The organism is Arachnia propionica, from assembly GCF_037055325.1.
Lineage (GTDB): Bacteria > Actinomycetota > Actinomycetes > Propionibacteriales > Propionibacteriaceae > Arachnia.
Genome location: NZ_CP146373.1, coordinates 1195053 through 1208009, shown reverse-complemented (window position 1 = coordinate 1208009; position 12957 = coordinate 1195053). Strand labels below are relative to the sequence as shown.

At 63.2% G+C, this 12957-nt stretch carries 8 protein-coding genes and 1 pseudogene; 4 read left to right on the top strand and 5 right to left on the bottom strand.

Annotation, left to right across the window (positions count from 1 at the left end; genetic code table 11):
- Positions 1 to 62 precede the first annotated feature (62 nt).
- Genes V7R84_RS05605 through V7R84_RS05585 form a run of 5 tightly spaced genes read right to left on the bottom strand, consistent with a single transcriptional unit; the run spans position 63 to position 4729 of the window.
- On the bottom strand, positions 63 to 947 hold the full coding sequence (locus V7R84_RS05605; protein ID WP_338572933.1) for a hypothetical protein: 885 nt from the start codon (positions 945 to 947) through the stop codon (positions 63 to 65).
- Positions 944 to 1801 (bottom strand): type II secretion system F family protein, encoded by an 858-nt coding sequence (locus V7R84_RS05600; RefSeq protein WP_338572931.1) that lies wholly within the window; start codon positions 1799 to 1801, stop codon positions 944 to 946. Before V7R84_RS05600 ends, V7R84_RS05605 begins: the two co-directional genes overlap by 4 nt.
- On the bottom strand, positions 1789 to 3219 hold the full coding sequence (locus V7R84_RS05595; RefSeq protein WP_338572930.1) for a CpaF/VirB11 family protein: 1431 nt from the start codon (positions 3217 to 3219) through the stop codon (positions 1789 to 1791). Before V7R84_RS05595 ends, V7R84_RS05600 begins: the two co-directional genes overlap by 13 nt.
- Entirely contained in the window at positions 3216 to 4019 is an 804-nt protein-coding gene (locus V7R84_RS05590; RefSeq protein WP_338572928.1) for a hypothetical protein, read from the bottom strand. Before V7R84_RS05590 ends, V7R84_RS05595 begins: the two co-directional genes overlap by 4 nt.
- The gene (locus tag V7R84_RS05585; protein ID WP_338572925.1) at positions 4019 to 4729 is read right to left on the bottom strand and encodes an SAF domain-containing protein; all 711 of its coding nucleotides are present in this window, start codon (positions 4727 to 4729) and stop codon (positions 4019 to 4021) included. The genes V7R84_RS05590 and V7R84_RS05585 overlap by 1 nt, the downstream gene beginning before the upstream one ends.
- Before the next feature lie 388 nt (positions 4730 to 5117).
- Here V7R84_RS05585 and V7R84_RS15435 point away from each other — a divergent pair.
- The 4 genes and pseudogenes from V7R84_RS15435 to V7R84_RS05570 all read left to right on the top strand — a co-directional run.
- Positions 5118 to 5555, top strand: a pseudogene (locus V7R84_RS15435) (PTS glucose transporter subunit IIA); the annotation flags it as partial.
- 96 nt (positions 5556 to 5651) lie between these two features.
- Positions 5652 to 7703: a phosphoenolpyruvate--protein phosphotransferase gene (gene ptsP, locus V7R84_RS05580; protein WP_412728111.1), complete on the top strand. Its 2052-nt coding sequence runs from the start codon at positions 5652 to 5654 to the stop codon at positions 7701 to 7703.
- 9 nt (positions 7704 to 7712) lie between these two features.
- Positions 7713 to 9485, top strand: a complete 1773-nt coding sequence (locus V7R84_RS05575) for a PTS transporter subunit EIIB (RefSeq protein ID WP_338572921.1) — start codon at positions 7713 to 7715, stop codon at positions 9483 to 9485.
- A gap of 228 nt (positions 9486 to 9713) precedes the next feature.
- A complete protein-coding gene (locus tag V7R84_RS05570; protein ID WP_338572918.1) occupies positions 9714 to 12932 on the top strand; it encodes a S8 family serine peptidase in 3219 nt (1072 codons plus the stop codon).
- Positions 12933 to 12957: the final 25 nt, after the last annotated feature.

Genomic DNA, 12957 nt, shown 5'->3' with positions numbered 1-12957 from the left:
TTCACTTTGGGTGGTCGACTGGTGTGGTCTCCGTTTTCCACAGATCTTTTTCATGCCGGTTCTCACAAACCGATGAGGGTGAACAGCGGTGGGATGATGAAGCCCAGGCCGAGGAACAGAGCTGGCAGGGTCATCCAGATGGTGAGGGACTCGGTGTCCTCCTGGGCACGGGAGCGTTGCTGCGCCAGATGCCCTTCCCGGAGCTCCCGGACCCTGGCCTGCAAGGTTTCAGCGAGTGCTGCTCCTTGCTCCTCGAGGCGCATGATGTCGGCGAAATCGCTCAATTCCGGCATGTCCCACTCTTCGGCGATCCGGTGCAGTTCCCGCCACGGCGTGGTTTGTTCCAGCCGACACCGCTCCAGACCGGTCGTCATGCGACGGAATAGTGGTGCGCCGGAAATGGTGGCCGCTTGGGTGACGGCCTGGGTTGCAGAGGCATTCGCCAGACGTTCAAGGGCGACGAGATCGAAGAAGGTGTGAACCGCCTCCGAAGTGCTTCTGCTCACCCGGCGGGATGTTCTCGCCAATCTCAGATCTGCCAGGAAATATCCGCCGATTCCGAGGACAGGACCCAGGAGCAGGGGGACAGGCGTCGTCGGGTTTCCGAGGACCGTCTGTATGACGAACCAGATTGCAGGTAGAAGCAACCCCGTTGTGGCCAGCACCAGTTTTTCAGCGAAGAAATCGGCGACGCTTCGTCCTGACAACAGAAGGAGACGCTGCTGGTTGTGGGTGAGCGGTAGCTTGTGGGTAGCGTGTAACCAATCTCCGAGCGCTTCCAGGCCTCTGTGTTCCGAGCGTGTCTCCTGCGTTTCGGGAACGGAACCTTCCAGGGCTGCGAAGGCATCCGTGAGACGTATGGGGGATCGCAGGGTGCCCATGATGATCAGCAGAGCACCGGCGCCGACTACCATTCCTGCCACCATGAAGGGACCCAGGATGTTCATCTCGGTTCCCCTCTGAGGAAACGGGCAGCCGGTTTCGGAAGGGTCCTGCGGCGCAGTATCAGCAATGCCCCCACGTAGAAAGCGGTCAATGTCAACGCCAGCAGCTGCCCGGTTGGCGTTCCATAGGGACCGAAATATCCGGGCGACAGTAACCAGACCACGACCAGGATCGCGAGTGTGATGCCAACGACTTGGCGCACCACGGCCCGGGGTTTGGCTCGTTCCGCGGCGATTTCGCGCATGGCGCGCAATCGCATCTGGGTGTTCTCGGCCAGCGCGGAGAGCATGGGGCGAGCACCGACCCCGCCTCGTGAAGAGGCGATCGCCAAGGCAGCCAGTATCCCATCGGCGTCAGCGGAATTGAGCTCGTCCGCCATCGCGATCAGTGCGTTCCGGGTGGTCCACCCCAGGTCGAGTCGTGCGACAACCCGGGCCACCGGGGTCGTCAGTACCGGAGGAACCTGGGAGCGGGTTGCGATAATCGCATCTCGAATTGATTTCCCCGTGGCTATCGAGGGTCCGAGGAAACGCAGCCAACGGTCCAGGGCGGCGAGGATCTCCACTTCCGGATTCGGCGGTTCGCTCAGCAGGTGGGGTAAACCCAACAGCGCTACCGGAATCAGGATCACGGCGGCCAACCATCCGGTCCAGGTCCCGATTACGACACCAGCGATCAGACAGGAAACGACCCAGATGCGACGTCGTGCTTTCAACGCTTTCCAACGAGCCATCAACCGTGTCGACAGTGGTGTGGATGACGGCGCGACCGGAGCCTGATGTTGTACTCCCGTCACTACGAGAATCACCCCTGCGACCAGCAGCGCGCCGCTTCCTGCGGCGATCAACGCTCCCATGACGCCTCCCGAAACGCCGAGAGTTCGGCCGACATCATCGCTTCCGGTTGGAACAGGGGGGTCGGGTCGGAACGATAGACGAGGTGGGTGGTCGGGCGTTCGTTCTCGATGACCCTGGTCAGCTGCCGTACTTCACTGACAAAACGTCGTCTGAGACCGCCGCGCCAGGTGTCGTCGCGCAGGGTCACGTGGACGATGAAGTTGATGTTGTGGGCGATCTGCCGCATCGCTTCCCCGATGCTGAGGACCCCGCCCAGCGCGACACGAGCCGCCAAGCGGTCGATGGTGGAGGTGGCGGAATGTGAATGGGTGGTTGACAGGGTGCCGGCGCCGGCCTGCATCGCCTCGAACATGGCGCCGGCCTCGGCTCCACGGACCTCTCCGACGACCAACCGGGACAGGTTCTGCCGCAGGGCCTCGGGAATGAGATCGGCCACACTCCATTCCCCGACGTGTCGGTCACCCTGTTGTTCCCCGAGACCCACTTTCGCCTGGAGCGCCAGCATGTTACGTCGCCCGGGTTGCAGATGGGTTAACAGCTCGTAATCGGTCTCCAGGGTTCCGAACCGTTCGTTCGGTGGGATTTCCGCGATCAAGGCGCGCAGCAGGGTGGTCTTCCCCGCCCCCTGGTCACCGGAGATCACGATCGACTTGCGGCCCAGCACGGCCTGGGCGAGGAGGCGAGCCACGGGCAGAGGTAGCATGCCGCCGTCGGCCAGCTCCTTCAACGTCACTGAAGTCAGTGTGTGCTGGCGGATGATCACGGAGGGCCGGTGGCTCAACCCAAACCCGATGGCGTGCAGGCGGAAACGGCTACCGAGTGCGAGGGTCATCGTCGGGTGGGCGTCATCGAAGGGGCGTGGTGGATTTGCGGTTTCGCCGAGAAACCGGATGGCCTCGATCAATTCTTCGTCGGAGTCCGCCACGGGCGGATGGGGCTCTCGGTGCCCGTCGCCGTACTGGATCATCACCGAGTCCCAGCCTGTGATCTCGATGTTCTCGGCCTCCGGGATGCTCAGAACCGGGCTCAGGCGTCCGTACCCGAAGATGGCCTGCGCCACGGCATCGGCATAACTGGTCTCCAGTTCCCTGGACCACAATGCCGCTCCCTCATCGCTGAGCTTTTCAGCGTGGGCGTGGACGACGGCGCGGATGATTGCCCTGCCCTGGGCCTTCCTATCATCCTCGGGCATCACCGTGCCGTGCTCGGCCAACCAGCGTTCACTGGCCTGACCGATCTGCTCGGCGGCCTGTCTGCGAAGCGACACCACGAGCTGCCAGTCGACGTCGTGATTCGGCTGGTCTTCCTCCTCCAGGAACTGGTGACGGGGTGCCGCGGCCTGGGGGTGCCAATCGGAGGTTGCGAGGGCGGCGAATGCCCCGGACAGGGCGGGTGGTTTCGATGCGTCGCTGGTCACAGGGTGCCCCCTTGGAGCAGTTCACGTCTGAGAGCCCTGGCGTGCTCGAGTTTTTGTGTGAGACGCAGCGCGGCCACTCGGTACGAGCCGAGAAGAGGTGAATTATTGAACCTTTTAGGGGGTGTCAACCCGTGACTCAGCACCCCGGCTGGACGCGGATCCCACGGAATCCGACTCCAGCAGTCGACCCCGAACTGCGCAGTGATCTCATGGGCTGAATAGGGGCGTCCCGGCCCCACGAGCAGCAGACCCAGTGGGCGATCCGTGGGAAGTTCATGGACCTGCTCCACCAGCAGGGGAAGGTACAGACGCGACGCGGCAAGGGATTTTAGGTTGCTCTGCAGCACGAACCCGATGGCGTCGGCGACCTCCAGCAGCGCGGTGGGCAATCCGTCGTGCCCCAGTCTCCCTGCGTCGACGATGACGTCGATGCCTTGAGTGCCTAGGGTGGTGAAGGCCTCCGCGAGTTCCGGCCAGATGTGATCGAACAACCGCACCGCCCCCGGCTGGGCGAAACCGGGAAGGAAACGTCTGTTGGTGGTTTCCTCACAGGTCAAAGCGATGGTCTGTTTGATCAGTTCCGGGCCGATTCCCCGGGCTTCGCGATGCAGGCGTGCCAGGACAGCCAGCCCTCTGCCTCCGAGGTCGAGGCCGCGGAGGTATCCGGCAGGGATGGCCTGCGCCGGGTCGCGGTCGCAGTCGGAGAGCATCACGTCGCCGGGCCAGCAGAGAGTGAGACCGAGGGAGGTCGTGGTGATGCCGGGGGCACCTGGGCCGCCGGTCAGGACGATCACTGACATCAGGACTCCTGGAGGGTGATGAGGACCAGCTGATCCACGGACGCGAGCACCGCTACGGTGGATGCCTCCTCGGCGGGAAGGCTCACATCCAGCAACCACGTGGCTCCGTCGGCCAGTTTTTCCGGAAGAGCAGCGACCACAGCGGTTGTCGTGGTCTTCTCTGTGAGACCGATCAGCTGGATTTTCTGCCCCGGAACCAGGGGAGCATTGGGCATTTTTCCGGGACCGAGTTTCAAACCCAAAGTGACGTTTTCCGGGGGAAAGGACTGATCCCCCAAGCGTTGCTCGGTGGGGAAGCTGCCAGCTGGCAGATCGAACAGAGCTCGTTTTCCGATCAGGTCGTTCATCTTCTGCGGGTCGATTCCTTCCTCCTGGTCGCTGGGCAACTCACGCACGGTCAGATCAGAGGGGCGGATTTCCCTGCCGCGGGTCACGTCATTCGCCATCGCGACTGCTTGTCGGTGGCGAGTCGCGGTCGTGTACAAGGCAGCCGCTCCCAGGGCGCCCAGCACGATGAGAAGCACCCCTAGGGCGATCAGGCGCGGGTTGCGTCGTGCACGCAGTTGGACCCCCTCGGGGCGGGTGGCGGAGGGTTCGGTCACGTCATTGTCCCTTTCGTTGTTCTCGAAGGAGCAGGAGAGATCGGCCTGCATCTGGTCCTTGATGGAGGCGAGGAGTTCTCCGCGTCTTCGCGTTGTCCAAGAAGTCAACTCCTTCTAGGCGGTGTGCGTGCGGAGTTAACCAAAAATTAATCTCCATGTGTTCTGCAGGAGCCGGCGGTGTGTGGGTGTGCTTCTGGGTTTCCTGAGCTGTGCCGGAACGCGCTGCTTTCTGAAGCGCACGTGATTCGATGCGATGGGGCTTGTCCGAAACCGGGTGAACCGATCAGTGGATCTCGGGATGGGAACGCGTCGAAATCTTCCTGACTACACCTTCCCGGCACCCTGAACCCGGGCTGGTGTTCTGCTGAATTCGCCGGATCCCGTCGAATCGAAGAAAAAGTGTTCCTCTTGGACCAGAATCCAACTAGGCTGCTTGGGACACGGGGAGCAGGTGCGAATCCGAGCGACACCTCCCCTCCGGAAAGGAAGTGCCGTTGTGAGTGCAGAGTCGACCGCGCGGGTGAGTCTCAGGGCGCCCTTGACCGGCGTCATGGTCCCCATCGAAGACGTGCCGGACCCAGTCTTCGCCAGAAAAATGGTCGGGGATGGGTTCTCCGTGGATCCACTGGAAGGGCGGCTGACATCGCCGGTCTCCGGAGAAGTGGTGGATCTCCAGCCCTCCCGCCACGCCATCACAGTGCGCAGCGCCGAGGGACTCGAGGTCCTGATGCACATAGGCCTAGACACAGTCAGATTGGGTGGTGAGGGTTTCCGCGCTCACGTCTCTGAGGGGCAGCGGGTCGATGCCGGTGATCTGCTGATCGATTTCGACCTTGACGAGGTTGGCCGCAAGGCCAAGTCGCTGCTGACTCAGGTGGTGGTCACCAATACAGAGCTGCTCTCCGCCATCACTCCGGCCACGGGCCTGGTCAGCGGCGGAATCGACGAGGCCGCCGTGGCTGAGCTCAAATCATTGGAAGAATCAACTCAGGATGCGGGAGCCGCTGTCGATGCCGCATCAGATGCCCTCATGGTGCCGAACCCGACCGGGCTTCATGCCCGCCCCACCGCCACGCTCGTGGCGCTCGCGAAGCAGTACCGTTCCGACATCCAGTTGCGCCGCGGCGACGATTCCGCCAATGCCAAGTCCATCGTCGCGATCATGAGTCTCGCGGTTGCTTGCGGCGAGAAGGTCGTGGTCACCGCGCACGGAACCGATGCGAAAGAAGCCGTTGCCGCGATTTCCCAGGGCATTCGAGAGGGTCTCGGGGAGGACTGCCCGACCTTGCCAAGTGGTGGTGTCGTCGGCACGGAGGACACCACACCGATACCTACCATCGTGGAACCGGTCGCCGAGAGCGTCGGGCCACGGTCGGGCGACTGGAATGTGCTGCTGGGCGCCTCCGCGTCCCCAGGGCTCGGCATCGGTTGTGTGGTGCAGCTTCACCACGAGGACATCGTGGTGGAGGAACTCGCCGAGGACCGGCACAAGGAACGGCGCAAGCTGAACTCCGCTATCGACCGGGCCCTGCTGGATCTGTCCGCCCTGCAAAAACGGATGTCGGAGGAGGCCTCCGAGGAGAAGGCGGCGATCTTCGCTGCTCACCAGGAGATCCTGGGCGACCCCGAGCTGCTCGACCTGGCCGCCTCGGCCATTGACAAGGGCAAATCGGCGGCCTTCGCCTGGCGTGCCGCCTTCAACGCCTTCGCAGACCAGCTCGCGGCGCTGAAGAATGAGATCCTCGCGGGCCGCGCCAACGACGTGCGCGACGTCGGGCAACGGGTGCTCGAAGAACTAACCGGCCAGCGTTCCGAGAAGGGCGAGTTGCCCGAGAACACCATCCTCATCGCCGAGGAACTCACCCCCTCCGACACGGCGCAGCTGGACCGCAGTCGCGTGGTCGGCTTCGCGACCACCGGGGGTGGCGCTTCCTCACACGTGGCGATCATTGCCCGCTCTCTCGACATCCCTGCTGTTGCGGGTATCGAGGCCAGGGCCCTCGACATCGCCGACGGTACTCTCGTGGTGCTCGACGGTTCGAAGGGCACCCTGCGCATGGGGGTCGCCGACGAGGAAGTGGCCCAGCTTCGGGAGAAGCAGGCCCGAATGGCCGAACGCAAGGCCGTCGAGGAGGCCGCCAAGGACGAACCCGCCGTCACCACCGACGGTCACCGGATCACCGTGGTGGCCAACATCGGTGGTGTCGACGATGCCGTCGCGTCCATGGATAAGGGTGCGGAGGGTGTCGGTCTGCTGCGTAGCGAGTTCGTGTTCATGGGGCGCTCCACCGCCCCCACCGAGGAGGAGCAAACCCAGATCTACACCGACTGCGCAAAAGCCCTGAAACCTGGGCAGCCCCTGGTGATCCGGACCCTCGATGTCGGTGGCGACAAACCCTTGGCGTACCTGCCCATCCCCGCTGAGGAGAACCCCTTCCTCGGTGTACGCGGCATCAGGGTGGGTCTGGACCAACCTGAGGTGCTCCGCATTCAGATCCGCGCTGTCCTGGCATCCTCGGACGCCGGGGCCAAGCTGCACGTGATGTTCCCCATGATTGCCACCATCGACGACTGGCGCCGGGCAAAACAGATCTTCGACGAGGAGTGCTCCAAGGTGGCCGCGTGGGATCGGGTGAGCGTCGGGATCATGATGGAGGTTCCCTCTGTCGCGGTCATGGCTAGGCAGTTCGCGGCCGAGGACGGCTGCGACTTCTTCAGCGTCGGCACCAACGACCTGACCAGTTACACCCTCGCCATGGACCGGGGCCATCCCAAACTGGCCAGCCAGGTCGACCCCTGCAACCCGGCTGTGCTGGCCCTCATCGGGCAAGCCGCCGAGGCCCTCCACGAACGCGGGAAGTGGCTGGGGGTGTGTGGGGGCGTCGCCTCCGACCCGCAGGCGGTGCCGATCCTCATCGGCCTCGGGGTCGACGAACTGAGTTGTTCCATTCCTGCGATTCCTGCGGTTAAGGCCGCCGTGCGTGCCTATGACCTGTCCACCTGTCGTGCACTGGCGGAGAAAGCCGTCACCTGTGCCACCCCCGCCGAGGTCCGGGCCCTGGTTCCCGTCGACGAATTCTGAGAGGCCGAGATGAGTACTGCATCCGAGATCGTGGCCGCCGTCGGCGGACCCGAGAACATCCAGTCCCTGACCCACTGCGCCACGCGGCTGCGTTTCCAGCTGGTTGATGGGTCCGTCGTGGACACCGCCACGGTGGAATCCATCAACGGGGTAATGGGGGCGGTTCCTCAGTCGGGAGATCGTTACCAGGTCATCATCGGCGGTGGTGTTCAGACTGTCTACAACGAGATCAACGAGCTGCCGGAGATGTCCAACAGGCGCCAGCTCACCGACGAGGAGATCAAGGCCGCGGCACGGGCCGGTGGGGTTCGGGGCAGGTTCGCCTGGGTGGATTCATTCTTCGAGTTCCTCTCCGACTCCTTCCGACCGATCCTTGGTGCCCTGCTCGGGGCATCGCTGATCATCACCTTCATGTCGCTGATGGCGACGCTCGGGATCATCGGGAACTGGGCCGACTCGCGCGTGGTGCTGCCGCCCAGCTGGGCTTTCGTCAATCTGATGTGGAGGGCGGTCTTCTACTTCATTCCCCTGATGGTGGCCTACAACGCGTCGAAGAAGCTTGGTGCCGACCCGTGGGTCGGTTTCTCGATTATGGCCCTGGTGCTGCTCCCCGGGTTTGCCGACCTGGGGAAGGATGCGGCTGCCTATGACGCCGTCGTGTTCGGCAGCAGCGTCAAGCTGATCGATGTCTTCGGGGTTCCGCTGACGATCTTCGACTACGGATCCCAGGTGTTTCCGCCGCTGCTCATGGCGGGGCTACTGGGTCCGCTCTACAAGCTCTTCAAGAAGCTGATCCCGGAGAACCTGCAGCTGATCTTTGTGCCTTTCCTGTCGTTCATCATCATGCTTCCCCTCACCGCCTTCCTGATTGGCCCCATCGGCGTGTACGCGGGTGCTGGACTGGCGGGTGCGCTGCAGTGGATCAACCAGTGGCCCTTCGTGTTCGCCATCCTCATCCCGCTGGCCTACCCCTTCATGGTGCCGCTCGGTCTGCACTGGCCGATCAACGCAATCATGCTCCTCAACCTCACCCCCCCCGCCCAAGGCGGTCTGGGCTACGACTACATCCAGGGTCCGATGGGTGCCTGGAATTTCGCCTGTTTCGGGGCCACGGCCGGTGTCATGGTCCTGGCGATGCGGGATCGTGATCAGCAGATGCGTCAGACCGCCTCCGGTGCGCTCGTCGCAGGTCTGCTGGGAGGGATCACCGAGCCGTCCCTCTACGGTATCCATCTGCGGTTCAAGCGGATCTACCCGAGAATCCTCGCAGGCTGTGCGATTGGTGGCCTCATCATAGGCTTCGGTGGAGGACTTAAGGCCAGCGGATTCGCGTTCACCTCATTGCTGACCATCGGTATCTTTACCCCCACCCTGCTGTACGTCATCGCCATCGCGGCAGCATTCTTCACCACCTTCTCCCTGGTCCTCAGCTTCGATTACCGCACCCCCGAGGAGAAGGCCGCCGCTCGCCGCGCCGCCGAGCCTGCCGAGGCCGCTGAACCACGGGTGATCGTCGTCGGTGACGTCGAGACCAACCAGGCCAAGCAATGGGTCACCGCACTCGGTGGAGAGGGCAATGTGCGTTCCGTCGAGGCCATCGCTGAGACCCGGGTTCGGGTCGAGGTCACCGATGACTCCAAGGTTGATGTCGATGCCTTGAAACGGGCCGGACTGACCGCGGCTGTCAAGGTCGGCGAAGGGGTCTGGCATCTCATCGCTGGGTTGGAAGCCGTGCAGTACGCAGAGGGAATGCGGCGACGAGTGGCTTCTAGCGCCAGCTGATTCTCCTGTGCCGTGAGGCCTCCGGGATACCCCGGAGGCCTCACTTCTTTTCGTGAATCAATCTTTTCGGCTGTCTCAGGAATAGCGCTGGGGTTTGGTGGTGATCTTATGGCGGACTAATGTGCAGTCGGTCGTCGTTTCCACTCGGAGTGGAGATCTGAGAAGGGGAAGAGAAACGAAGGCTTTTGCGGACCCTGACGGGTCCTTCGCACGTGGAAAGGCAGAACCTTGCGAAGTAGAAAGCTACTAGCTGCTGCGGGTGTCTTGGCGCTCATCCTCCCGGTGTCCGTCGCCACCGCGGACGAACCGGGTGGCGGAGATGGCCTAGCCAGCTTGATCGCCAGAGCCCCGTCCGGGGAGATCAGGTCTGGGGCGGCCCAGGACATCCTCGACGCCAGGGCCAAGATCACCATCATGGTGGAGCTCAAGGACGATCCCGTTGCCGTGGTTAAGGCGAAGAAGGGAGGTGAGCTTGATCCGAGTGAGGAAAGGAAGGTCGAGAACGAGCTGTCGGGAGTTCAGAACCAGGTTGCTGCGAGCATTGAGGCCAAGGGGGGTGCCGTCGAGAGCAGGATGCAGTCCGCCTTCAACGGCATGCGTGTGAGCATCGACAGCAGTGAATTGGAGGCTCTCGAGGCTCTTCCTGAGGTTAAGTCGATCCGCTCCGTTCCCGTTCACGAACGCACCAACGTCCATGGTGTTCCGATGATAGGGGCCCCGAAGGTGTGGGAAGGCTCAGGCGGAGCCACCGGATATACCGGTAAAGGTGTCAAGGTCGCGGTGATCGACACCGGTGTCGACTACACCCACGCCACCTTCGGTGGTCCGGGAACCGGCGAATCGTTCAATGAACAGTCCACGGCCACCACCCCCAATCCGGCCTGGTACGGCCCCGACGCCCCGCACGTCAAGGGCGGGATCGACCTCGTCGGTGACGACTACAACGGCACGAACACCCCTCAGCCCGATGACAACCCCATCGATTGTCTTCGAGCCGGCCACGGCACCCACGTTGCGGCCACGGTTGGCGGAGCCGGCGTCCTCTCCGACGGGCGGACCTACACCGGCACCTATGACAAGAAGACCCATGACAACCAGTTCAAGGTGGGTCCCGGCGTCGCACCCGGTGCCGAGCTCTACGCTGTCCGTGTCTTCGGTTGCACGGGGACCACGAACGTCACCACGGAAGCCATCGACTGGGCCGTGAAGAATCACATGGACGTGATCAACATGTCGCTCGGTTCGCCGTACGGCAAGGTCACCGATGCCACCTCGATCGCTGCGTCGAATGCCGTTGCCGCGGGTATCGTGGTGCTGTCCTCCGCCGGCAACTACGGTTCACAGCCGTACCTGACGGGTTCTCCCGCAGCTGGTGCCGGGACCATCTCCGTCGCCGCAGTTGATCCTGCCGAGAACTATCCGGGTGCTCAGCTTACCGTTGATGGCACAGCGATCCAGGCGATGAACGCCAACGGTGCGGAACTTCCCACCGGCGCACCCATTCACGTGTTGAAGGATGCATCGGGCAACGTCTCCCTCGGATGCGCCGAGTCCGATTACGCCGATGTGCCGGAAGGCTCCGTCGTAATCACGGCACGCGGCTCCTGCCCCCGGGTCGATCGGGCCGTTTTCGGGCAGAAGCACAAGGCGGCTGCCGTGGTCATGATCAACTCCAGTGACGAGTACTCCGGCTACGAGGGTGTGATTACCGGTAGCTCGACCACCGGCGAGCAGCTGGACGTGACGATCCCCTTCATCAGTGTCAAGAGCTCCGACGGCACATCCCTAGCGGCTGCTGACGGCAAGCAGATGACCTTCACCGCGAACACGATTTCCAACTCGGGTTTCACCGGCTACGGCTCTTTCACCTCAGCCGGCCCACGCAGCGGTGATTCCGCCCTGCGTCCCAGCGTGGCCGCTCCCGGCGTGTCCATCAACTCCGCCCGGGTGGGTTCCGGGACCGAGGCCAGCACCTTGTCGGGGACATCCATGGCTGCTCCGCACGCTGCGGGTGTCGTGGCTCTCACCAAGCAGGCCCATCCAACGTGGAACTCCCAGGAGCTCTCCGCGGCCATCGTCTCGACGGCCGATGCATCCAAGGTATCCGGATATGGACCCACCCGTGGTGGTGGACTGGTGGATCCCGCGGACTCCACGTCGACCCAGGTCTTCGCTTTCGGTGACTCCACGGAGGTGGATGGCAAGACCCTCCGAGACGCAACGGTCAGCTTCGACTACCAGGAGTCCAATGGTTCCTTCGAGGGAAGCAAGAAGATAACCCTCGTGAACAAGGGCAACTCGGAGGTCACCTTCACCGGGGAGACCAAAGCCTCGGACCAGAGCCTGCCCGCACAGGTCACGCTCAGCGACAGGCAGGTCACCGTTCCTGCGGGCAGCACGGCCGATGTCACGGTGACCCTGAGTCTCAAGGCGTCCGATGTCCCGAGCAGCATCAAGACCGCCAACTCCCCGGACTACTACGAGGCCTCGGGCAACGTGCAGTTCACCTCCGGGGACAGGACACTGAGCGTTCCCTATCTGATGGTTCCCCGTTCCACGACCAAGGTGACCGGTGAGGCCAGCTCCGATGCCTCCAAGATCAGCTTCCAGAATCAGGGCGGCACCTATGACGCCAGGGGCTTCCTGTTCGACTGGGGCATCACCGATCCGAAGGGTGACCTTTCCAGCGGGGCTGACGCCGACGTGAGCGAAGGCGCCGACATCGCTAACGTTGGTGTCCAGACCACCACGATCGACGGTGAGAAGGCCTTGGCGTTCGCGGTCAACAGCCATTCACGGCACTCGAATGCGGCCAGTAACGCCTACAGGATCTCGGTCGACACCAACGGCGACGGCACGGCCGAATACATCGTGGCCAGCGTGGATTCCGGGTATGCGCGTCAGAAAATCTACGACGGTCGTCCCGAGGTGTTCATTACTGACCAGTCCAACGGCAAGGCCAAATCGGCGGGCACGTACGCCCTGGCTCCCAGCGATTCCAGCACGGTGATCCTCGTGGTCAAGGCCTCTGACGTCGGTGTGGCGGGAAAGTTCCAGTACTGGGTTGAAACCCAGAGCACCAACGACGTGAAGGACAGCGTCGACAGCCATGCAACCTATGATCCTGACAATCGACCCTTCAACGACGGTCAGGCGTTCCAGGTGGCGGCCGATGGCACGAGTGACGTGTCCATCTCGTACAACAGATCCGCGGCTGAGGACCAGAAGTCCTTGGGATGGATGGCTGTGGTGTTCGACAACGACCAGGGAACTCCTGAGGCGGTCACGGGCGCGCTGACCGGTGGTGGAACCACCTCGACGGAGCCGAGCCCCTCCGCGTCGTCCTCCCAGGGTGATCCGGGCACCCCGGCCTCGCCCACCCCGGCCAGCAACCCGAGCCGGACTCCGGTCAAGCCGGGTCTGCCCAAGACGGGAGATCTCGGATGACGGTTTGAACCGGAACCTGCGAAAA